Genomic DNA, 22,151 nt, shown 5'->3' on the forward strand with positions numbered 1-22,151 from the left:
TGTGACAACGCGTGGGCGGGATCAGGCGACGGCGCGCAGGTGCGGCCGCTGGGCGGCGAGCATCCGCTGGGTGAAGGGCGACTGCTTCGACGCCAGCGTGATCGCGATCGGCGCGTCGGTGGGCGCCGGGGCACGCAGGCCGATCCGGCCGGTCGACTGGCCGTACGGCGACACCTGGACGGCCGAGTAGCCGATCGAGAACTGCGGCCCGGCGACGCCGGGGCGGTGCTGCGCCACCGCGATCGCGGTCCACCGGCCGGCGGGCACGCCGTGGATGGCCAGCTCGCCCGAGGTCATGTTCGCCATGCCGCCGAAGGCGACCGGGCCGCACTGGGGCACCGGGTCGGCGAACAGCCCGACCAGGGTGTCGGCGGGCGCCGAGCCGTGGGGCATGTCCAGCTGCAGCGACAGCACGCCGGTGCCGGTCTGCAGCGAGGCGCAGCTGCGGCCGGCCGCGCGCAGCGTCCGCAGCGGCGGGAGCCGCTGGAAGGTCGGCGAGATCGCCACGAGCAGCTCGGCGACCTGCGGCTCCCGGTACTGCGTCGGCGTCATGCCGACCGCACGCGAGAACCGGCTCGTGAAGGTGCCGACGCTGCTGTAGCCGACGCTGCACACGATGTCGGAGACGTTCAGCGACGTCGTCAGCAGCAGCCTCTTCGCCTCGAACAGGCGCACGGCGGTGAGGAAGCGGCCGGGGGTCACCCCGGTCGCCTCGGCGAACATCCGGGAGAAGTGGAACCGGCTGACGAACACCTCCGACGCCAGCGCCGCGAGCGTGATCGGCTCGAAGTACCGCTCCTGGATGGAAGAGATCGCTTGCAGCACCGCGGGACGGACCGACTTCTCCACTCGCTCGAGCGCCGGTCCGCGGGGCGGCTCGCCGAACTCGCTGTCGTTCCCGACAGCTGCAACAGAGCGCAACATCATCAGCCCAATCCTCGATTTTCCCCGATGGCAGTTCTCCTGCTGCCAGGGAAGACGCCGTGCCTTGCAGATCGATTGACGAGCGATCGAGGAATCCGCGCCGGTCCGGCCGGTTGTCCGTGCGGTACCCGTCCGGTGCGGACGTTCCACCCGGGACTGTCCGTGTGGAACGCACGGACGGCGCGTGCCCGACACCCGCGGGCTTGATCGGCGGCGGTCCGGCGGAAGCCGCCCTTGGTCCGTTCCAGCGACGCCCTCGAGCGGACCTTGCGCAGGTTGGGCCGGATGGCCCACCGTGCACGGCGCACGGCGTGAACCTGCGGAACGCATGCCGGCACGGGGCAAACGCACGTCGAGTCTGGTGGGCGGTTCACTGGCCGCCGGGACGGCACTCTGTCACATTCGGATAGGAGCCCGGAGTTCGGCCGTCCACCGACCCGCGCGGCACGAACTGGGGAGCGCGAGGACGCATTGATGATGCTGGAGGCCTACCATGTACTCCGAACAGCGGCGAACCGACGAGCCGGACGACGGCGGGGTGCGCTTCACCGTACTGGGTCCGTTGGAAGTTCTGCGTGACGGCGTCGACTACGCCCCGACCACGCCGAAGGTCCTCCAGCTGCTCGCCGTGCTCGTGATGCGCCCGGGCAAGATGGTACACATCGACACCCTGATCCGGGAGCTGTGGTCGGACAACCCGCCCCGGACGGTGCGCACCACCCTGCACACCTACGTCTACCACCTCCGCCGGTGCATCGACCAGAACGCGCTGGCCGCCGACGGCGAGAAGATGCTGGCCACCAAGCAGTCCGGCTACACCTTCTACATCGATCCGTCCCAAGTGGACACCTACCGGTTCATCCGGCTGCAGCAGCTCGGCCACGAGCACCAGGACAACGGCGACCACGCCGCGGCCGCCGACGCCTACCGCGCGGCGCTGGACCTCTGGTCCGGGCCGCCGCTGGCCAACGTCTACTGTGGACCGATCCTGTCCGCCTACCGCACCGAACTGCTCGAGCAGCGGCGCAGCGTGCTGCACCTGCGCATCGAAGCGGAGATCACCAGCGGCAGGCACCGCGAGCTGATCGGCGAGCTGCGGTCGCTGGCCACCAGCAGCCCGCTCGACGAGGCGCTGCACGGCCAGCTGATGCGCGTGCTGGGCCGCAGCGGACGGCGGTCCGACGCCATGGCCGTCTACCGCAGGCTCCGCTCGCGGCTGGCCGGCGAACTGGGCGTCGAACCCTGTGACGACCTGCAGCTGCTGCACCGGGAGCTGATCTCCGAAGGTGACCACCGCTGACCCGTGCCACCGCTTCCCCGGCTCCGGCCGAACTGTCGCATCGCCCGAGAAAGAAGTGAGGAACGTTCGATGCCCGCTCCCAACACCCGCGCCTACGGTCAGTTCTGCGGTCTCGCCCGTGCGCTCGAGATCGTCGGCGAGCGCTGGTCGCTGCTGATCGTCCGCGACCTGGTGCTCGGCCCGAAGCGCTACGACGAACTGCAGGCCGGCCTGCCCAAGATCCCGCCGTCCATCCTGTCCGCGCGGCTCAACGAGCTGGAGGCCACCGGCGTGCTCCGCCGCCGCGTCCGCGCGGAGCTCGACGCGGGCCTGGTCTACGAGCTGACCCAGTACGGCAGCGAGCTCGACCACATCCTGCTCGACCTCGGGCTGTGGGGCGCCCGCTCGCTGCACCAGCCGGGCCCGGACGACGTGTTCACCCTCGACTCGGCGATCCTCTCGCTGTACACGACGTTCCACGCGGACGTCGCCGAGGGCGTCCAGATCAACTACGAGATCCGCTACGGCGACCGCATGATCGTCCACGCGCTGGTCGAGGACGGCGTGGTCAAGGTCGGCGAGGGCCGGTTCGCCGGCGCGGACCTGGTGATCAAGGCCGCGAGCGGCGCGGCGCTGCTGGACGTGATGAGCGGCCAGGTCCCGGCCGCGGAGGCCATCCGCGCGGGCAAGCTGTCGATCGAGGGCGAGGTGGCCGACCTGGAGCTGTTCGGCCGCCTGTTCCACGTCCCGGCGGCCCCGGAGCCCCCGTCGGGCATCGTGGTCCGCTGACGGTTGCGCCGCCGGGGGTCGTGAGTGGTGAGGAGGGTTCTAACCCGCCTTGCCACTCACGACCAGCCGCGGCAGACCGCTCACTTCCGCGCCGGGTCCCCGCCGTTCGGGATGTTGCCCGCCCGCTTCATCAGGTACCGCCGCTCCGGCAGGCTCGCCGTGCGCTCCGCCGCCCGCAGGTAGTGCTCCCGCGCCCCCGGCAGGTCGCCCGCCAGCTCGAGCAGGTGCGCGCGGACCGCGTCCAGGCGCAGGCTCACGTCCAGCTTGGCGTCGACGGTGTCCAGCAGCTCGAGGGCCTGCGCCGGTCCCGCCGCCTGCGCCACCGCCACCGCCTGGTTGATCGTGATGACCGGGCTCGGCATCAGCGCCTGCAGGACCTGGTACAGCTCGACCACCTGCGGCCAGTCCGTCTGCTCGGTGCTCGGCGCCGTGTCGTGCAACGCGGCGATCGCCGCCTGGACCTGGTACGGGCCGAGGGCCGCGCGGCCCAGCGTCGCCCGCACCAGCGCTTCGCCTTCGGCGATCAGCTCCGCGTCCCACCGGCCGCGGTCCTGCTCCGGCAGCGGGACCAGCTCGCCGTCCGGGCCGGTGCGCGCCGCCCGGCGGGCGTGGGTCAGGAGCATCAGCGCGAGCAGGCCCGCGACCTCGCCCTCGCCGGGCATCAGCGCGTGCACCGCGCGGGTCAGCCGGATCGCCTCCGTGGCCAGCTCGTCGCGCAGCAGGTTCTCCCCCGACGTCGCCGTGTACCCCTCGTTGAAGATCAGGTACAGCACCTGCAGGACGACGCGCAGGCGCTCCGGCAAGTCGTCCGGCGAGGGCTCGCTGAAGGTCGACCCCGCCGCCGCGATGCTCTCCTTCGCGCGGGTGATGCGCCGCGTCATGGTCGCCTCGGGCACCAGGAAGGCGCTCGCGATCTGCGCCGTGGTCAGGCCGCCCACCGCGCGCAGCGTCAGCGCCACCTGCGAAGGCGGCGAAACCGCGGGGTGACAGCAGAGGAACAGCAGCGACAGCGTGTCGTCGGTGTCCGGCGGCTGCTCCTCGCCGGGACCGGCGACGACGGCCGCCGGCTCCCGCACGGCGACCGACTCCTCGCGCCGCCGCCGCGCGCTCTCGCTGCGCCAGTGGTCGGTGAGCCGCCGGGTCGCGACCGTGATCAGCCAGCTGCGCGGGTTCTCCGGGACGCCGTCGGCCGGCCACTGCTCGCTCGCCGCGAGCAGCGCCTCCTGGACCGCGTCCTCGCACGCGTCGAACTGGCCGTACCGGCGGACCAGCACGCCCAGCACCTGCGGCACGAGCGGCCGCAGCACCTCGGCGACCGCGGTCACGCCATGGGGACTTCGGTTTCGGCGTCGGCGAAGAAGACGACCTCGCGGACCTCGATGCCGAGGCCTTCGATGGCGGCGTCCGGGATCATCGCCGCGAGCTCGACGGCGCGCTCCTTGCTCGCGCACTCCACGAGGTAGTAGCCGGCGAGGAACTCCTTCGACTCCAGGAACGGCCCGTCGGTGACCGCGGGCAGGCCCGAGCGCACCCGCACGACGGAGCTCTCGGCGACCGCGCCGAGCGCCTGCGTGCTGATCATCTCGCCGGTTTCCCGGATCGTCCTGATGAAGTCCTGGTGCCCGGTCATGATGCCGTCCATGTCCTCCTCGGACAGGTTCGCCATCACCTCGGGGTTCAGGTACATCGCCAGCAGGTACTTCACGTCCGGGCTCCCTTCGGCTGCCCTCGCCTCGTCCGTGGCAAGAACATAGCCGATGCGCCGCAAGCGCGGAGTGGAGCCGCCGCGGGGCCGCCTGCCAGCCTGGATCCGGGCAAGCCCGGTTACCCGGACCAGGAGGTTGGCGGCGATGGCCGACGTGTTCACGGACCTGCAGACCGAGACCGAGGCACTGGCCGAGCTGGCCGAACGCCACGGGTACGGAGCCGCCCCCGACGTCACGGCGCACTTCGCCCGGCTGACGTCCACCGCGCGGCTGGTCCGGCTCAGCGCCGAGAACCCGGCCGGGTTCGGGGTGACCCCGCAGATCTCCTACGACTCGCTCGACGAGGCGATCCTGACCTGGCTGATCGAGCAGCGGAAGGCCAACGCCCTGCTCGCCGCGGCGCCCGCCGAGCCCCTGTTGCCGTGGAGCGACGGGCCGCTGCGGCCGTCGGTGCTCGCCGCGGCCGCGCTGACCGAGCTGTTCGCCTGCGGCCAGGACATCGCCGACGCGCTCGGCGTCCGGCCGCGGCGCGACGACGCCATCGGGCACGTCGCCTACTACGGCGTCCGGACCAGGGACCAGGTCTACCGGCGGCACCAGCAGGCACCGCCGTCCGGGCCGTTCCGGTTCGAGCTGGTGGCCCCCTCGGGCACGCGGTGGGAGTTCGGGCCGTCCGACGTCGCCGACCGGGTCAGCGGCCCGGCCGAGGACTTCTGCCTGCTGGTGACCGGCCGCCGGTTCGCCGAAGACTTGGCGCTGACGTTCAGCGGCGGGCACGTCGCCGAGTGGCTGGAGCTGCTGGAGCGCTGATCGCTCCACCAGCGGGGGTCACTCGAACGGCGCAGGGTCACCGGCGCCGACGCGCACGATCTCCGCCTCCCCGGAGGAGAAGTCGACCACGGTCGTCGGCTCGACGCCGCAGTCCCCGGAGTCGAGCACCGCTTCCAGCTGGTTGTCCAGCTCTTCCTTGATCTCCCAGCCCTGCGTCATCGGTTCGCCTTCACCGGGCAGCAGGAGGGTGCTCGACAGCAGCGGCTCGCCGAGCTCGGCCAGCAGCGCCTGGGTGACGCGGTGGTCGGGGATGCGCACGCCGACCGTCTTCTTCTTCTCGTGCATCAGCCGCCGCGGCACCTCCTTGGTGGCGGGCAGGATGAACGTGTAGCTGCCCGGCGTCGTCGCCTTGATCGCGCGGAACACCGCGTTGTCGATGTGCACGAACTGCCCGAGCTGGGCGAAGTCCTGGCACACGAGCGTGAAGTGGTGCCGGTGGTCCAGTTTGCGGATCGCGCGGATCCGGTCGAGGCCGTCGCGGTTGCCCGGACGGCACCCGAGCGCGAAGCACGAGTCGGTCGGGTAGGCGATCAACCCGTCGTCCTTGAGGATCTCGACGACCTGGCCGAGCGCCCGCTTCTGGGGGTTCTCCGGGTGCAGGTCGAAATAGCGTGCCATGACCGCAGAGCCTAGGGTCCGCGCCGGCCCGCGGCACGACGGCCCGCGCGTCTCCCAGCTTGCCGTTCCCGCGGCGAACGCTGGGCCCGCCGCGGGCGGGAGGCCCACACTTCGGTGGGAACCGCAGCCAGGGAGGACGAGTCATGACGGAGCTGACCGTGCCGGAGCTGGACCGCCCCCGAGCCGTCGCCGGGGCGAAGTACCTGTTCGAGGGCCCGCGGGGCCGCGTTTCGCTGGCCGGGCTGTTCGGCGGCCACCAGCGGCTGGCCGTGCACCACCCGATGGCCGACCACAGCGGGCCGTCGGACGTGGTCCCGACCGCCGAGGTCGCCGCCGCCGTGGGCGACCCCGGCCTGCGGCTGGTGCTCGTCTCCCGCGCGCCCTACGCCAAGGTGGAGCAGTACCGGCGGCACCTCGGGTGGGACGTGGCCGCGTTCTCGGCCGCGGGCACGGCGTTCACCGGCGACTTCCCGGCGACCCGGCACGTGCCCGGCGCCGGAGGCGGCGGCGAGCAGGACGACGAGTCCGGGCTGAGCTTCTTCCGGCTGACCGACGGTTTCCTGCTGCACACCGGATCGGTCGCCGTGCCGCTGCCGGACTTCCTGAGCCTGCTCGCCCACCTCGGCGGGTTCCCCTCCGCCTGAGGCCGCGGTCCGCGGCGGCGGCAAGATCCGTTCCGGAGCTTTCGCACCGGTTCTTGCGAGCTCCTCTGAGTTAGGATCGACTGACAGGACGTACACAGCGTCGTGGTCCCCCCGGCGGGCACCCCCGTCGTCGCGCAGATCCCGGAGGGTCCGCAACCGATGTCTCCGGCCGCCACACTCGAGCCCACCACCGAGCGTTCAGCGACCGCCGAACCCCGTGGCACGACCGCCGCGGACCGGCGCCCACGGCTGGCCACCTACCTGGCCTCGGCCATCATCGTCGTGGTCATCGCCGGCTTCGGCGTGACCGGCGTCGTCAACCTGCTGCCACCGTCGGTCGACGTCTTCCACGCCGGCTACGCGATCGGCGCCGTCGCCGCGCTGCTGGCCATCCAGCTTCTGTGGTTCAGCCGCCCGTCCGCCCGGCTCGACTCGACCACCAGCCGGGTGCTGCTCGGCGTGATGGTCCTCCTGGCCTACGTCCCGCTGCCGACCTTCGGCATCCTCTGGGCCGACATGCCGGACTTCGTCGGCGGTGCCGTCCTGCTCGTGCTGCCCGCCCGCTACGCCTGGCCCGCGTTCGGCGCGGTCTGCCTCAGCGTCGTCGGTGTCTACCGGTTCTACGGGATGTCGCTGCTGAACACCCTCTACGGCGGCGTCATCGCGATGGGCTTCTACAGCCTGGTCTTCTACCTGCTCGCGCGGCTCGCGCGGATGGTCCACGAACTCCACGAGGCCCGCTCCGAGCTGGCCCAGCGCGCGGTCGCCGAGCAGCGGCTGGCCTTCGCCCGCGACCTGCACGACCTGCTCGGGCTCAGCCTGTCCGCGATCGCGCTCAAGGGCGAGCTCGCGCACCGCCTGATGCGCCGGTCCGCCGACCGGGCCAAGGCCGAGCTCGCCGAGATCACCGCCACCGCCCAGCGCACGCTGTCCGACGTCCGCGCGGTGTCCCACGGCTACCGCGAGCTGTCGCTCGAGAAGGAGTCGCGGACGGCGGAATCGCTGCTGTCGGCGTCCGACATCGCCGTCCGGATCCACCTCGACCAGGGCGACCTGCCGGTGCAGGCCCGCACGCTGCTGGCGAAGGTGCTGCGGGAAGGCGTCACGAACGTCCTGCGCTACAGCGACGTCGAGCACTGCGAGATCGACATCCGGCAGCACGACGGCACGGTCAGCCTCGAGATCATCAACGACGGCGTGACGGCGGGCGACCCGGCGCTCACCCCGGACAACACGCTGACGGCGCTGCCCGCCGAGCTCACCGCCCTCGGCGGCACGGCGACCGCGAAGACCGGCGCGGACGGCCGGTTCCGGCTGCGCGTCGAGCTCCCCGTGCCCGAGCCGATGGGCAGCCCGGCCGCGCGCGAGGCCGAGCGGCAGTCGGAAACCGACTCGAAGCGGATCCGCCGGCTCCTGCCGGTCGTGATGACCCTGCTGGGCTGCGGGGCCACGGTCCACCTCCTCCAGCTGACCACCCGGCCGTGGGAGGTGACGCTGGTCGTCGGTTCGGTGCTGGCCCTGCTGGTCCTGCAGTTCTCGTACTTCAACCGGCCGGGGGCCAACCTCCGGTCGGCGCAGAGCTACGGCATGCTGTTCGTGCAGGTCTGCCTGGTCTACCTGCCGCTGCTGCCGCTCGGCCCGAGCTGGGTCAGCCTGCCCGGGCTGCTGATCGGCAGCGCCCTGCTGGTGCTGCCGCCGGTGGCGGGCTGGCTGTTCTTCGCGCTCAACATCGCCGCCTACGCCGAGATCCAGCGGCTGTCGGGCGCGGACATCACGGCCACGATCTTCTACACCGCCGCCACGGTGATGACCGGGCTGGCCGTGTTCGGCCTGCTGTGGCTGGTCCGGCTGGTCACCGAGCTCGACAACACCCGGCGCCGGCTGGCCGGGATGGCCCTCGCCGAGGAGCGCCTGCGCTTCGCCCGCGACCTGCACGACCTGCTCGGCATGAGCCTGTCCGCGATCGCGCTGAAGAGCGAGCTGACCGCGCGGGTGCTGCCACTGGACCGCGACCGCGCCGCCGAGGAGCTGCGGGAGGTACTCGGCCTGACCAGGCAGGCGCTTTCCGACGTCCGCTCGGTGGCCAGCGGCTACCGCGAGCTGTCGCTCGACAGCGAGTCCCGCACGGCGAAGTCCGTGCTGGCGGCCGCCGACGTCCGGGTGCGGATGGAGATGCTCTCCGACGACCTGCCCGCGGCGGTGCGCACCGTGCTGGCCGTCGTCCTGCGCGAAGGCGTCACGAACGTGCTGCGGCACAGCAGGGTGGAGAGCTGCGAGATCGCGATGCACCGGACGGACCAGGGGGTGGCCCTCGACATCGTCAACGACGGCGTCGAGCGGACCGCCCCACCGCAGCGCGGGGAGCCCGCGCCGCGGGACCCCGAGCCCACCGTGCCCCGGCCGCGCGACACCTCTCCCGGCAGCGGGATCGGCAACCTTTCGCACCGGGTGGCCGATCTGGGCGGCGAACTCACCGCCGGGGTCGAACCGGACGGCCGGTTCCGGCTGCGCGCCGTCGTTCCGGTCTGAACCACCCGGTCTGGACCACCGGCACCGCCGTCACAACCAGCCGGACTCCTCGGCGATGCGGATCGCGTCCACCCGGTTGCGGGCGTTGAGCTTCGCGACGACGGTGGTGAGGTAGTTGCGAACCGTTCCCGCCGACAGGTACAGCCGCGCCGCCACTTCCACCGTCCCGTAGCCCTGCGCGGTCATCCGCAGCACGTCCAGCTCGCGGCTGGTGAGCGGGCAGTCGACGGAGTCCCAGGCGGCCAGCGCCAGGTCGCCGTCGACCATCCGGCGGCCGGCGAGCACCCCGCGGACGGCGTTGGCCAGCTTGTCGGGTGGCGCGTCCTTGAGCAGGAACCCGCTCACCTTGGCGTCCAGCGCGCGCCGCAGCGTGCCCGGCCTGCCCAGGCTGGTGAGGATGACCGTGCGGCACTCCGGCAGCTGTTCGTGCAGCTCACCGGCCGCGGTGAGGCCGTCCTTGCCCGGCAGGTCGATGTCGATGATCGCCACCTGGGCGCGTTGCGCCCGGGCCGCGGGCACGATGTCGAGGCCCGAGGCGACCTCCGCGACCACCTCGATGTCGGGTTCCAGCCGGAGCAGGGCGACCAGCGCCCCCCGCACGATGTGCATGTCCTCGGCAACCAGCACTCTGATCACGGGTGCCTCCGCTTCACGATTCCCCAGAAGCCCAGTTAAACATTCTGTTCAACGAATCGGTTGCACCATTCGGGCACCTCTCGGGCACCCCGGCCGCGAAATGCACATGCGCGGGTCATGGCCACGTTAGGGACTTCGTTTCGCGCTCGCGCGACTACCAACCGTGACAAGCAATTTACCCTCCGCTTGCCCAAGGTGGGAAATTTTCCACTCACCCCCGGCCGGGCACCCTCCACACGCGACGAGCCGGCCACCGCCGACGCCGGTCAGGCGTCGGCGGTGGCCGGCTCGCAAGGATCAGAACAGCGAAAACGTCCATCAAGCCGCTTCGAGCTCCTCGAACCGGCAGACCGTGGGACGCACCGGGCGACCGAGGCCGGCGCCGTTGTCCCACAGCTCGAACCGCTCGATCACCAGCTCGTCGGCAGTCTTTCCGAAGTCGATGCCCATCTCGGAAAAAAGGGCGCGAACGTTCACAGAAACCTGCTCCGACATTTGTGCTCCCCAGTGGCGAAGATTAACGCTTCTTGTGACACAAATCGTCGCCCAGGGACACGAAAACGGCCAGTGTCCACCTCATCGGGGCGCTGTGGTTTACACATGCTCCGTGCGGTTTCGAAAAAGACGCCGAATGGCCTAACAAGCCGTCGAAAGCATGTCGAAAGGCGGGGATTTCGTCACCATCCGCGGTCGCGCGGGCGCTCCCCGCAATCATCGGCCTAGCCGATGTGCGTTCGTCACGGGTCAGGTACCCCTCGCCGCAGGGGACCAAACCCGCATGTGCAAAACGCATGTCGACCATCGGTGAAATCCATGCGCACCGGTGCACAGAGCACTTAAGAAGTAGACGGCAACAGACCTACAGTTTTAGCCGAAATCAATTCCACCGCCCCGGGCGTCTTCCCCGGAAGGCGCTTGGCGGCGGCACTCCTCGGACCGGAGGGACGGCCCACCATGGATGAGATCGTCCGGCAAGCCGTGGCACGCGCCATCGTGACCATGCGAGACAACCTGGGCGAACGGCTCACGATCGACGACCTCGCCCGCGCGGCCATGTTCAGCAAGTTCCACTTCACCCGGGTGTTCCTGCGGGTCACCGGGCTGTCGCCGGGCCGGTTCCTCTCGGCCCTGCGGCTGGCGGAGGCCAAGCGCCTGCTCGCCACCACCGTGATCTCGGTGGCCGACATCAGCCACCAGGTCGGGTACAACAGCGTCGGCACGTTCAGCGCGCGGTTCAGCGGCAGCGTCGGCGTCTCGCCGTCCGGCTTCCGCCAGCTGCGCGGCGCGGCGCCGCGGATCGCCGAGGCGCAGGTCCCGCCGGGCTCGGGCGCCACGGTGCGCGGGCAGCTGCGCGTGGCCGGACCGGCCGAGGTCGGGCCGGTGTTCGTCGGGCTCTTCCCGGCCAAGATCGCCGAGGGCACGCCGGCCCGGCACGTGATCCTGCCCGCACCGGGCCCCTACGCGCTGGCAGACGTCCCGCTGGGCTCATGGTACGTGCTGACGCACGCCTACGGCACCACGGCGCCGGACGGCACCCCGCTGCGGCCGTTCGCCGGCCTCTCCGGGCCGGTGACGATCCAGCACGGCGTCACCGCGAGCCTGGCCGACGTCCAGCTCCGGCCGCGGCACGGCTTCGACCCGCCCGTCCTGCTGGCCCTGCCGGACCTGCGGCAGGCGGCGCTCACCCGGCCGATGGCGAGCTGAGCGGGCGGGCAATTCGCGGCCGGAGAATCCGCCGTCCGTTAATCCGCGGGCGGCGGGCTCACCCGCGTGAGTTCGACAGCAGCCATTCGGCCCAGCGTGCGGGCATCGGCGGCCGGATTGCGGGCACCGGCCGGGCGGCGCCGCGAATTCACGGGCATTCCACGGTGGCGTCATCGGGTCCGCTTCACGAAACACCGGCATCGGACGGCAATGACGTACAATTGCGGTTCGGAGTCGTCGGACTGGGGTGCGAGGTACCGTCGTGATCAAGGTGTTGCTGGCCGAGGACATGCACATGGTCCGCGGTGCCCTGGTCGCCCTGCTCAACCTCGAGTCCGACATCGAGGTGGTGGCCGAGGTGTCCTCGGGCGACCAGATCCTGCCCGCCGCGAAGGCGGCCCAGCCCGACGTGGCGGTCATCGACATCGACCTGCCGGGCAAGGACGGCCTGTCCGCGGCGATCGAGATCCACGAAAGCCTGCCGGACTGCCACACGCTCATCCTGACCAGCCTCGGCCGGCCGGGCACGGTGCGCCGGGCCCTGGACGCCAAGGTCAACGGCTTCCTGCTCAAGGACTCGCCGTCGGACAAGCTGGCGAACGCGGTCCGCTCGGTCGCGATCGGCCGCCGGGTCATCGACAGCGACCTGGCGCTGGCGGCCTGGGAGACCGACGACTGCCCCCTCACCCCGCGCGAGATCGAGATCCTGTCGCTGGCCGCCAAGGGGCGCACGGTCGCCGACATCGCCGCCGAGCTGTTCCTGTCGGCGGGCACGGTCCGCAACTACCTGGCCGCGGTGGTGACGAAGCTCAACGCCCGCAACCGGGTGCACGCGATCCGCATCGCCACCGAAGCCGAGTGGCTCTGAGCCGCACCCGGAAGGAAAGCGCTTACCCTCCCCGGGCGCGGACGCCGGGGGTGCGCTGAGGCGGGTCCGGGCCGGCCTCAGCTCGCCCGCCCCCGCCAGCGCTGGCCGGACGACCGCACCGGGATGGCCACCACCAGCCGGTGCGTCCCGTCCGCGCCCGCTTCGGTGGTCAGCGTGCCGGCCAGGTCCTCGACCCGGTCGCGGACGTTGCGCAGTCCCGCGCCGGAGTCCGCGCCGCCGTCGGCCAAGCCGCCGGCACCGTCGTTGACGATCTCCAGCCAGGCCGTCCCGTCTTCGGTGCTCACCGAGAACGCGCACCAGCTCGCGGTGCTGTGGCGCACCACGTTCGTCACCCCTTCGCGCAGCACCGTGGCCAGCGCGGTCGCCACCCTCGGCGGCAGGCCGCCGATGCCGGACCGGGCGACCGTCACGCGGATCCCGGCCGCGCTCAGCACCGCCGCCGCCGCGCGGCACTCGTCGTCGAGCGACAGGTCGCGGTAGCCCGCGGCGATCGTGCGGACGTCGGCCAGCGCGCGCCGCGACATCACCAGCAGCTCCGCCAGCTCCTCCTTCGCCTGCGTGGGCCTGCCAAGCACCAGCCGATCGACAAGTTCACCCTTGAGGGTGATCGCCGAAAGGCTCAACCCCAGGAGGTCGTGGAGGTCGCGGGAGAACTGCTTCCGCTCCTCGGCGATGGCCTGGCGCTTCAGCTCGCGCGCCTCCTCCTCGCGCTCGGCCACCAGCCGCGCCGCCGTGCCGAGCCCGAACAGCGTCAACGCGGCCACCCCGGTCGTCACCGCACTCGCCGCGCCCACGTCCACCGAGGCGCCGGACCAACCGGCGGCGAGCCCGGCCGCGAGGCACACCAGCAGCGCGAACGGCACCGCCCAGGCCGGCCGGAAGGCCAGCAGCAACCCGCCCGCGAAGAAGCTGGTCGCCGTGCTCCACACCGCGCCGAACTGCAGCAACGGCAGGCAGCCCAGCGCCGCCTGCACGGCCAGGGGCAGGGCCGGGCGCCGGACGCGGCCGCGGGCGAACCAGGCGACGTGCCCGCCCGCGAGCGCCGCGGCACAGGCCAGCGCGGCCAGCCGCCCGAACCAGGACTCCTGGCCGGCCAGCACGGGCAGGAACGTCAGGGACGCCACCGCGACGGCGGCCAGCGCCTGCGCGCCGAACACGAGCGTGCGGTGGCCAGGCCGCTCGTCCCCGAACGCGGGAGCGCGTTCCCGGAACCCCGCACCGCGAATCCGCACCGGCTGAACCACGGCCCCTCCTGCATCCCCCCGAACCCCGGTCAACCAAGGTAACAGGACGGACTTAACGGGCGGTGCCGGTTCCTCGGCGACGCCGCGGTCACCGCGAGGGCGGGAAGTCCAGGACGCACTCGCCGACGCTGACCTCGGCCGGCCACTCCAGCTTCAGCGACCGGTCGACGCGGTCGCCGGCGTCGACCGGCACGGCGTGCGCCGCCAGCCCCATCGCCTTCGCCGTCAGGTAGAGCACCTGCTGGAGCGCGCCGACGTGCACCAGCGTCGTCGCGTAGGCGGCGCTGCCGAGCACCCAGGCGATCCGCGACATCCGCGCGGTCATCGTCAGCAGCACCGAGGGCCTGCGGTGGCTGCCGGCGCCGACCATCGCCAGGTCGAGCATGCCGTCCAGGACGCCGAGGTCGTCGTTGATCAGCGTCAGCGTGTGCCACATCGGGTCGTAGTGGTAGATGCCCCGCGCCAGCCCGGCGCAGCGGTTGATCCCGACGTAGATCTCCAGTTCGTACAGGCAGGCGATGCTGAAGTACGGCCGCTGGGACGCCTCGTGGCCGGGCCCGCCGGGCAGGTACGCGGGCCCGATCGACCGCACCCGCGCGGCGCGGTAGAGGAACTCCCCGATCTGCTCGGCCGACAGCGGGCGCTCGGTGACCTCCGGGCACGTGTGGTCCTCTTCGAGCAGCCTGGTCAGCGTCGGGTCGGTGGCACCGAGCGCCACCGGGTCCGGCCGGGGCAGCGGGAAGGTCGGGCCGGCCGCGACCTGCTTGACCACCGGCGGCTCGGCGCCCGCACGGGGCGCCTGCGGGTCCGGCGGCCCGCCCTTCTGCCACGTCCGGCTGCGGGCGTGGAAGAGCAGGTCGTCGGGCGACCAGACGGAAAGCTCGTCGTCGGTGTCCTCGGCGAACGCGGCCCAGTCGTCGGCCACCAGCACCACGCCCGCCGCCACCAGGAACGCCACGACGTCGGCGACGACCGGTTCGGCCAGCCCGGTGGCCTCGGCGACCTGCGTGACGGTGACCGGACCGGCCAGCGAGGACGCCACGGTCACCGCGGGCGGGCGCAGCAGCGCGACCCGGTACCGGGCCCGGGGCGACTCGAGCAGCAGCCCGCCGTCGTCCGGACGCATCGCCGAGAACCGCGACAGCTTCACCAGCCTGCCCGCCGGCACCCGGTCGGCCGGGAAGACCGGCGACTGGGTCACCGGGATCGCCGACAGCACCGGCCCGCGGCCGTCGTTCAACGCGAGCGAGTGCACCACCGAGCCGGACAGCCGGTTGAGGACCTTGCGCAGCGTGCCGGCCCACGCTTCGGCGCCGCCGCTCGCCGACGCGGCGAGGTTGCCCATCGACACCGGGCCGAGCACCATCCGGCTCAGCGATTCGCGGACCGGCACCGGGATGTCCGCCAGCTCGAACTCGCCCCACCAGGTGATCGCGACGAGCGTGTCGTCTTCTCCCGCCTCCAGCAGGGTGTCTTCGGTGAAGGACCAGAGCCGGACGGTCTCGGTGATCCCCTCCGGGCGGTTTGCAGGCAAAGCCTTCTCCTCAAGCGAGCAGCGAACACAAGGCCCCGCGAGGGGCGGTCACAAGAACATCGGGAACGGGTTGAGCTGCTCGTACGGCGTCGGCGCGGCGAGCCGGCCCAGGCGGACCGGGACGTCGAAGAGCCGTCCCGGCGCGAACCGGGCCCAGAACGGGCGGATCCCCGGCGCGAGCACCTTGACCACCGGGATCCCGACGTCCGGCCGGGTCTGGTCGAGGACCAGCAGCTCCAGGCCGGCCCCCTCGAACACCCGGTTCAGCGCCTCGACGTCGTCGCGGACGTCGGGCCGGTTGACGAACCCGAAGTCCGCGGCGGTCCGCATCCGCTGCCCCGCCGCGGGCCGCAGGTACGGCTGGTTCGCGACGGTGGCGTAGGCGAGCCAGCGCCGGGCGTCCGGGTCGTCGAGGTCGTCGCTGCCCGCCTGCACGATCGGCAGCATCTGGTTCAGCTCGGTCACCGCCCGGCGCACCGCGATCCGCGGGTCGAGGTGCGCCCCGAAGCCGAGCATGATCTCCTCGCGCGGGCCGTCGGTGCGCCGCGACAACGCGGCCGCGACCGGGATCCCCAGGTCCGAGGTCAGGTCCAGCACCCACAGCTCGCGGCCGATCGCCGCGTAGTTCCCGGACATCTCCTCCAGCCACGGGTCGGCGAAGGAGGCGAGGTCGACCCCGGCCATCGGCGTGCGGTTGTACCACCACAGCGCCACCGCGTCGCGCTCGACGAGCTCGAGCGCGCCCTGCAGGATCGCGTCCTCCAGGCTGCTGCCCGCCGCGGAGCCGTTCGAGTCGGCGCGCACGCCGCGCGCCGAGCTCGCGCTCGGCGTCCCGTAGTACAGCTGCGACGTCGGCAGCAGGCGGCGCCGCCCGGAGAGCGACCACACCGGCGTCCAGTCGGTCACGGCGGCGGGGTCGAACGGCTCACCGACCCGCTGGAAGGCGCCGTGCGCGGCGTTCCAGGCCGCGCGGCCGGCGTACTGCCGGTCCGCGAAGAGCATGCACTCGTTGGGGTGGACGGCTTCGCCGGCCAGCTCCTCGTAGGTGCCGCGGATGCGCAGCTCGTCGCCCTGGAAGTTGCCGGAGAACCGTTCCGCGGCCTCGCAGAGCGCGCCGACCTCGGCGTCGATCGGGCTGACGCCCTTGCCGCCGTTCTCGCAGCGCAGCCCGGCCCGCAGCGCGGCCAGCCCGGTGACGCCGCGCGCGATGTTGGGCCCGGACCGGTAGGCGTTGGCGAACCACGGCGCGGCCGGGTCGGGCGTGATCTCCTTGATGATCCCGGTGACCGGGCTGACCAGGTGCCGGAACCGGTCGAGCATCTGGGCGGGCGTCGCCGTGCGGTGCCCGCCGCCCCCGGTGGTCGCCTTCTTGGCCGGCTGCAGCACGACCGGGCGCGTCGAGCGCCACGCCACCCGCCACGGGTCGCCGCAGCACGGGCACTGCGGGCGGCGGCGCAGCTCGTGCAGCCTGCCCTGCAGGTCGAGCGTGTCGAGCGTCCACACGCACTGCTGGCCGTGGTGGCGGTACCCGGCCACCCACTTGGCCGCCTCCAGCGCGATGAGGTGCGCCGCGGCCGAGGTCAGCGGCGGCAGCGCCGAGACCGGGCGGCGGGCCGGGCCGGCGTGGCCCAGCTCCTCCTGGACGCACGCCTCGGCGTGCCGGTGTCCCCACAGCCGGTGGGTCAGGCAGTGCCAGCACGCGCCGTCGGGCCGCAGGACCGGGCCGATCCACACCTGCGCCCCGAACGGGCGCGCGAGCAGCCACGGCCGCCCGGCCCGCCGGTGTTCGGCGTCGATCCGGGCCAGCCGCGGGTCGAGGTAGTCGGCGCACAGCACGACCGACAGGTCGGCGGTGCCGGTGTCCGTGCGCACCACTTCGAGGTCCGCGGCGACCAGCGCGCGTTCGACCGCGCCCGGGTCGACGCCGTCCGCGCTCTCGCCCACCGCCGTCAGCCGCACGGTGCCCTGCCGCGCGGCCACGAGGTCGGCGTCGACCCCGCAGGCGTCCCAGTAGGCCAGGGCCCGGTCGTCGCCGGGCCGGGTCTCGGCCGGACCGCTGCGCATCGTCACCAGACCGGCCTCGACCAGCTGCGTCAGCAGCGCGGCGACCTCCTCCGGCGCCATTCCACCGGGCCGGCCGCGCAGCAGCCGGTCGAGGTCGTGGGTGCCGTCCAGCAGCGCCGCCAGCGACTCGATCTTGGCGCCGCGCATCGCGATCACGCCCTGTTCGGAGAACAGGTAGGCGCCCTTGCCCTCCCGGACCTCGGCCCGCAGGTGCCGCCGGAACGCCGGGGTTCGCGTCGGCGCCGGGGCCGGACCGCCGTCGGGAACCCACGCATCCACCGCATTCGTGCGCATGAGCTCTCCTGCCGGTCGTGGGAGCCTGGACGAGGAACCAGAATCCTGCTCCACGCGGCGTCTACTCTGCCAGTGCTGCAAGCACGGCGAAGTCGTGCAAAACGCATGGTCCGACGGGGAAAACGCACACGGCGGTGGTGCACGGCTCACTGGCCGCGCGCGGCGGGAAACCGTCACCGTAGACAGCGACGCCCGTGGCGGCATGGCGCGTCGGGGGCACCGTATACCGGACTCGCGGCCCACGCGAATCGGGGCGGCGCCCGGTCTGGCACCCCGAGACAAGTGAGGACCCGAGTATGCCTACCTCTGCTCGCACCTACGGACAGTTCTGCGGCCTGGCCCGGGCGCTCGAGATCGTCGGTGAACGGTGGTCACTGCTGGTCATCCGGGACCTCATGCTCGGACCGAAGCGGTTCAACGACCTCCAGCGCACGCTGCCGCGCATCCCGGTGAGCATCCTGACCTCCCGCCTCAACGAGCTCGAAGAGGCGGGCGTCATCCGCCGACGGGTCCTGTCGCAGCTGGACGCCGGCGTGGTCTACGAGCTCACCGAATACGGCTGCGAACTCGACCACATCGTGCTCGACCTCGGCCTGTGGGGCGCCCGCTCGCTGACCTACCCGCGGGCGGACGAGGTCTTCACCCTGGACACCGCGATCATCTCGCTGTACACGACCTTCCAGGAGGAAGCGGCCGCCGGCGTGCACATCAACTTCGAGCTGCACCACCTCGGCGGCGAGATGATCGTGCACGCCATGGTCGAGGACGGCGCGCTGAAGGCCTCCGCCGGCGCGCTGCCCGACGCGGACCTGATCCTCGAGCCGCAGGGCCCGGCGATCCTCGACCTGCTCAACGGCAACCTGTCCGCCCAGGAAGCCATCGCCAGCGGCAAGGTCCGCGTGCAGGGCGACCCGGCACACCTGGAGCTGTTCACCCGCCTGTTCCACATCCCGGCCGCGCCGGAGCGCCCGACCGGGCTCGCCATCCACTGACGCCGTCGTCCGGGCGGGACCGCCCGTCTCGCCCGGATGCACGACGAAATCCGTTGCAGGATCAGCAATCCGGAGTAACGGAACAGCGTTCGAAACAGCTATCGTCGACGAACACCGTCGTCTTCGCGAAATCTGGGGTGTCTGCATGTCGACGTCCGAAATCGCCCGTCCGTCCGGTTTCCTCGGCGGGCTCAACAGCCGCAACCACCACCGCGCGCTCGCGGTGTTCATGATCATCGTGATCGGGCACTGGGCCGAACACCTCGCGCAGGCGTTCCAGATCTACGGGCTCGGCTGGAAGACCTCCGACGCCCGCGGCGTGCTCGGCATCCCGTTCCCCGCGCTGATCAGCTCCGAATGGCTGCACTACGGCTACGCGCTCGTCATGCTCGTCGCGCTGTGGACGCTGCGGCACGGCTTCGCGGGCCGCTCCCGGCAGTGGTGGAACCTGGCGCTGGCCCTGCAGTTCTGGCACCACATCGAGCACCTGCTGCTGTTCGTCCAGGCGCAGACCGGCTGGCGCCTGGCCGGCGCGAAGGTGCCGACCAGCATCGTCCAGCTGCTGATCCCGCGCGTCGAGCTGCACCTGTTCTACAACACGATCGTCACCATCCCGATGATCGTGGCGGTCGTGCTGCACCGGCGTGCGTCGGCCGCGGAGCACGAGCTGACCGGCTGCACCTGCGGCCAGCGTCCGGCGCTCGCCGCTTCGTGAGCGGCCGGACCGCGCGGCGGGCACTGGCCCTGCTGGCCTTCCTGGCCGGCTGGCTGGTGCTCACCGCCGCTCCGGCGTCGGCGCACGTCGAGATCACCGGTGTCACGCCGCGCGACGGCGCGCGGCTGACCACCGCGCCGGCCCAGGTGTCGGTCACGCTTTCGGAGAACGTCGGTATCCAGCCCGGCTCGCTGAAGGTCGTGGACACCCAGGGCACCGCCGTCGACACCGGCCCGGTGTTCCAGCCGGGCGCCGTCGCCGAAGAGGTGGCGGTCCGGCTGCGGCCGGACCTGCCGGACGGCAGCTACCTCGTCGAATACGCCTTCGTCTCCGCCGATTCCCACCCGGTGCGCGGCACGTTCGCCTTCGTCGTCGGCACCGGCCCGCTGATCACGTCGGCGGGCGCGGTCGCCGCCGCGACCGGCACGGATCCCGCCGTCGACGTGGTGGCCACGGTCTTCCGCTGGCTGTCGTTCGCCGGGGTCGTCCTGCTCGGCGGCCTGGTGTTCCTGCTGACCTGCCGCCCGGCCGGGCGCACGGACCCGCGCGCGACGCGGCTGCTGCGCCAGGGCGCCTGGCTGACGGCGGCCACCGCGGTCGGCACGTTCCTGCTGCAGGGGCCCTACGCGGCCGGCCGCGGCCTGGACGCGCTCCTCGACACCGGCCTGCTGGCCGACACCTTCCGGCTGTCGTTCGGCAAGCTGCTGCTGGTCCGGCTGGTCGCGGCCGTCGTACTGGCGCTGCTGGTGCCGCGGCTGCTGGCGCCGTCGACGCCCGATCGGCAGCGCGGCCGGCTGGAGAACGCGGCGATGATCACCGGGTTCGCCGTGCTGCTCAGCTTTTCGGCCACCGGGCACCCGGTGACGGACCTGGTCATGTTCTTCTCGGTGGGCGCCGACCTGGTGCACTGGGGCGCGATCGCGGTGTGGGCGGGCGGTCTGGTCCAGCTGGCCCGCTGCCTGCACCGGCCACCACCGGACGAGGACCTCGGCCCGGCGGTGACCAGGTTTTCCCGGCTGGCGATGACGTGCGTGACGTTGATCGCGATCAGCGGCGGGGTACTGGCCCTGCGGATCATGCCGTCGGTGTCATCGCTGTGGACGACGGCGTACGGCCTGCTGGTGCTGGGCAAGATCGCCGGCTTCGCGATCCTGCTGACGGTGGCGAACGTGGCTCGCCGCGCGGTCCTACGCGGGGTGGGCGGTCAGGAGCCGGGAACGGTCATGACGACGAACCTGCGCCGCCTCCGCCTGGCGGTGACAACCGAGGTCGCACTGGCGGCGGTGGTCCTGGTGCTGGCGGCGATCCTGACGGCAACACCCCCGGGCGGCTGAGGCCGCGGCGCCCCGCGGGCACCGGTCGCCGCGGCACGGCTGCTCCGGCCCGCAGCCGCGCCGCACGCCCCCAGCGGCGGGAACGAACAGCGCCGCCCGAACACCAGCACCCCTGCCCTCAGCCGCTGCGACCACCGGCCCACGCCACCGGCCGCAGCCGCCGAGCGCCATCACGCCCACTGCTGTCGCTCAGCCGTTGCCGCTGCGCCCACCGGTCGCAGCGGCAACGCGAACAGCTCCGCCCGAACACCACCACGCCGACTGCTGCCCCGCAGCCGATGCTGCCGCGATCACCAGCCCACGCCACCGGCCGCAGTGCTGCCGTGCGCCACCACGCCCGCTCCCGCCTCACAGTCGATACCGCTGCGCCCACCGGTCGCAGCGGCAACGCGAACAGCTCCGCCCGAACACCACCACGCCGACTGCTGCCCCGCAGCCGATGCTGCTGCGATCACCAGCCCACGCCACCGGCCGCAGTGCTGCCGTGCGCCACCACGCCCGCTCCTGCCTCACAGTCGATACCGCTGCGCCCACCGGCCCAGCCCCGCCTCGCCTCGCAGCCGCTGCAAACACCGGTCCCGGCGGCCCGCCCGACCGCCCCCAACCACGCCTTGCCCACCGCCGGCCGCCCCGGCGTCACACCCCCGGCTCCACCGGCGGCGCGAACGGTCCCCAGCTGAACGCCGGCAGCCAGGGCCCCGGCGCCTCGCTCCAGTCCAGCGCCGCCAGCTGCCCGAGCGAGCGGCGGCCGGCCAGCGCGCGGTAGAGGTCGTGGGCCGGGGCCGTCACCGAGGCCGCCGGGCTTTCCCCGCCCGCCGTCCAAGTCGATCCGCCCGTCGTGCGCAGGCGCAGCGGCGGGAGCCCGCGGCCGGCGACCGAGCCGAAGAAGCCCCGGACCAGCACTTCGAAGCTCGGCGCCCAGGCCGCGTGCTCCACCGGCGGCGGCACCCCCAGTGCCGCGCGCAGGTCGAGTTCGTGGGTGTAGGCGTCCATCACCATGACCTCGCCGCTGCGCCCGCCCGCGGCCGCGAGCCGCCGGTCGAGGTCCTCGCCGACGTCGTCCCAGCGGTCGAGCAGCTCCGGCACCGCCAAGGCGCCCGCCGGGGGCGGTGGGGTGCCGCCGTGGCGCTCGAGCACGCGCTCGCCGATCGCGGTGAGGTGGCCGAGCAGGTCGGTGACGGTCCAGCCCGGGCACGCCGGAACCGGCCGCCGGTGGGTGCCGGGCCGTCCCTCGAGCAGCGCCCGGATGCCGCGCCGCACCTCCGGGTAGCCCACGAAGTCCGGCGCCGGGACCGGCCGAGTCGCTGTCACGCGTTCCACCTCACCTGGCACGATCGGGCCTCTGGGCCGTACCGATCCGGCCGGAAGCAGGCCGACGCGGCCGGTGAGCCGCCCGGCGCACCGGCGTCCCTTCCGCCGTGGCTG

The 22,151-nt window shown here is 72.6% G+C and carries 20 protein-coding genes; 10 read left to right on the top strand and 10 right to left on the bottom strand.

The window, feature by feature from the left end:
• Nucleotides 1-21: 21 nt before the first annotated feature.
• Nucleotides 22-927, bottom strand: coding sequence for a helix-turn-helix transcriptional regulator (locus ACWEGE_RS44240; protein WP_449666508.1), 906 nt, complete (start codon nt 925-927; stop codon nt 22-24).
• Between the two features lie 490 nt (nt 928-1,417).
• On the opposite strand from ACWEGE_RS44240, the gene ACWEGE_RS44245 reads away from it, so the two are divergent.
• The gene (locus ACWEGE_RS44245; RefSeq protein ID WP_449666509.1) at nt 1,418-2,224 is read left to right on the top strand and encodes an AfsR/SARP family transcriptional regulator; all 807 of its coding nucleotides are present in this window, start codon (nt 1,418-1,420) and stop codon (nt 2,222-2,224) included.
• 69 nt (nt 2,225-2,293) lie between these two features.
• Nucleotides 2,294-2,992 carry a winged helix-turn-helix transcriptional regulator gene (locus tag ACWEGE_RS44250; RefSeq protein ID WP_449666510.1) on the top strand — a complete coding sequence of 233 codons (699 nt, stop codon included), beginning with the start codon at nt 2,294-2,296 and terminating at the stop codon, nt 2,990-2,992.
• A gap of 80 nt (nt 2,993-3,072) precedes the next feature.
• Here the strand turns inward: ACWEGE_RS44250 and ACWEGE_RS44255 are convergent, their stop codons facing one another.
• A complete protein-coding gene (locus tag ACWEGE_RS44255; RefSeq protein WP_449666511.1) occupies nt 3,073-4,317 on the bottom strand; it encodes an RNA polymerase sigma factor in 1,245 nt (414 codons plus the stop codon).
• Nucleotides 4,314-4,697 (bottom strand): YciI family protein, encoded by a 384-nt coding sequence (locus ACWEGE_RS44260; RefSeq protein ID WP_449666512.1) that lies wholly within the window; start codon nt 4,695-4,697, stop codon nt 4,314-4,316. Before ACWEGE_RS44260 ends, ACWEGE_RS44255 begins: the two co-directional genes overlap by 4 nt.
• Nucleotides 4,698-4,842: 145 nt before the next feature.
• Between ACWEGE_RS44260 and ACWEGE_RS44265 the strand changes: the two genes are divergently transcribed.
• On the top strand, nt 4,843-5,508 hold the full coding sequence (locus ACWEGE_RS44265) for a maleylpyruvate isomerase family mycothiol-dependent enzyme (RefSeq protein WP_449666513.1): 666 nt from the start codon (nt 4,843-4,845) through the stop codon (nt 5,506-5,508).
• A gap of 18 nt (nt 5,509-5,526) precedes the next feature.
• On the opposite strand, the gene ACWEGE_RS44270 is transcribed toward ACWEGE_RS44265, so the two are convergent.
• Complete coding sequence (locus ACWEGE_RS44270) at nt 5,527-6,147, bottom strand: L-threonylcarbamoyladenylate synthase (protein WP_449666514.1); 621 nt, start codon at nt 6,145-6,147, stop codon at nt 5,527-5,529.
• Nucleotides 6,148-6,290: 143 nt separating this feature from the next.
• Here ACWEGE_RS44270 and ACWEGE_RS44275 point away from each other — a divergent pair, with 143 nt between their 5' ends.
• Together ACWEGE_RS44275 and ACWEGE_RS44280 are read left to right on the top strand one after the other, a co-directional pair.
• The gene (locus ACWEGE_RS44275; protein ID WP_449666515.1) at nt 6,291-6,791 is read left to right on the top strand and encodes a DUF899 family protein; all 501 of its coding nucleotides are present in this window, start codon (nt 6,291-6,293) and stop codon (nt 6,789-6,791) included.
• A 159-nt stretch (nt 6,792-6,950) separates the two neighbouring features.
• On the top strand, nt 6,951-9,320 hold the full coding sequence (locus tag ACWEGE_RS44280; protein ID WP_449666516.1) for a sensor histidine kinase: 2,370 nt from the start codon (nt 6,951-6,953) through the stop codon (nt 9,318-9,320).
• Nucleotides 9,321-9,350: 30 nt separating this feature from the next.
• Here the strand turns inward: ACWEGE_RS44280 and ACWEGE_RS44285 are convergent, their stop codons facing one another.
• A complete protein-coding gene (locus ACWEGE_RS44285; RefSeq protein WP_449666517.1) occupies nt 9,351-9,956 on the bottom strand; it encodes a response regulator transcription factor in 606 nt (201 codons plus the stop codon).
• A 318-nt stretch (nt 9,957-10,274) separates the two neighbouring features.
• Nucleotides 10,275-10,451: a hypothetical protein gene (locus ACWEGE_RS44290; RefSeq protein WP_449666518.1), complete on the bottom strand. Its 177-nt coding sequence runs from the start codon at nt 10,449-10,451 to the stop codon at nt 10,275-10,277.
• A 459-nt stretch (nt 10,452-10,910) separates the two neighbouring features.
• On the opposite strand from ACWEGE_RS44290, the gene ACWEGE_RS44295 reads away from it, so the two are divergent.
• Together ACWEGE_RS44295 and ACWEGE_RS44300 are read left to right on the top strand one after the other, a co-directional pair.
• Entirely contained in the window at nt 10,911-11,660 is a 750-nt protein-coding gene (locus ACWEGE_RS44295; RefSeq protein WP_449666519.1) for a helix-turn-helix domain-containing protein, read from the top strand.
• A 262-nt stretch (nt 11,661-11,922) separates the two neighbouring features.
• Entirely contained in the window at nt 11,923-12,528 is a 606-nt protein-coding gene (locus ACWEGE_RS44300; protein ID WP_449666520.1) for a response regulator transcription factor, read from the top strand.
• 77 nt (nt 12,529-12,605) lie between these two features.
• Here ACWEGE_RS44300 and ACWEGE_RS44305 read toward each other — a convergent pair whose 3' ends face one another.
• The 3 genes from ACWEGE_RS44305 to ACWEGE_RS44315 form a co-directional block, all read right to left on the bottom strand.
• Nucleotides 12,606-13,793, bottom strand: a complete 1,188-nt coding sequence (locus ACWEGE_RS44305) for a sensor histidine kinase (RefSeq protein WP_449666521.1) — start codon at nt 13,791-13,793, stop codon at nt 12,606-12,608.
• An 88-nt stretch (nt 13,794-13,881) separates the two neighbouring features.
• On the bottom strand, nt 13,882-15,327 hold the full coding sequence (locus ACWEGE_RS44310) for a SagB family peptide dehydrogenase (RefSeq protein WP_449666522.1): 1,446 nt from the start codon (nt 15,325-15,327) through the stop codon (nt 13,882-13,884).
• A 48-nt stretch (nt 15,328-15,375) separates the two neighbouring features.
• Nucleotides 15,376-17,685: a TOMM precursor leader peptide-binding protein gene (locus ACWEGE_RS44315; protein WP_449666523.1), complete on the bottom strand. Its 2,310-nt coding sequence runs from the start codon at nt 17,683-17,685 to the stop codon at nt 15,376-15,378.
• 296 nt (nt 17,686-17,981) lie between these two features.
• On the opposite strand from ACWEGE_RS44315, the gene ACWEGE_RS44320 reads away from it, so the two are divergent.
• From ACWEGE_RS44320 to ACWEGE_RS44330, 3 genes are all read left to right on the top strand, one after another.
• Complete coding sequence (locus ACWEGE_RS44320; protein WP_449666524.1) at nt 17,982-18,677, top strand: winged helix-turn-helix transcriptional regulator; 696 nt, start codon at nt 17,982-17,984, stop codon at nt 18,675-18,677.
• 145 nt (nt 18,678-18,822) lie between these two features.
• On the top strand, nt 18,823-19,392 hold the full coding sequence (locus ACWEGE_RS44325) for a hypothetical protein (protein ID WP_449666525.1): 570 nt from the start codon (nt 18,823-18,825) through the stop codon (nt 19,390-19,392).
• A complete protein-coding gene (locus tag ACWEGE_RS44330; protein WP_449666526.1) occupies nt 19,389-20,726 on the top strand; it encodes a copper resistance CopC/CopD family protein in 1,338 nt (445 codons plus the stop codon). Before ACWEGE_RS44325 ends, ACWEGE_RS44330 begins: the two co-directional genes overlap by 4 nt.
• Before the next feature lie 636 nt (nt 20,727-21,362).
• On the opposite strand, the gene ACWEGE_RS44335 is transcribed toward ACWEGE_RS44330, so the two are convergent.
• Nucleotides 21,363-22,037, bottom strand: a complete 675-nt coding sequence (locus tag ACWEGE_RS44335) for a maleylpyruvate isomerase family mycothiol-dependent enzyme (RefSeq protein WP_449666527.1) — start codon at nt 22,035-22,037, stop codon at nt 21,363-21,365.
• Between the last annotated feature and the right edge of the window lie 114 nt (nt 22,038-22,151).

Source organism: Amycolatopsis sp. NPDC004747 (assembly GCF_053601335.1).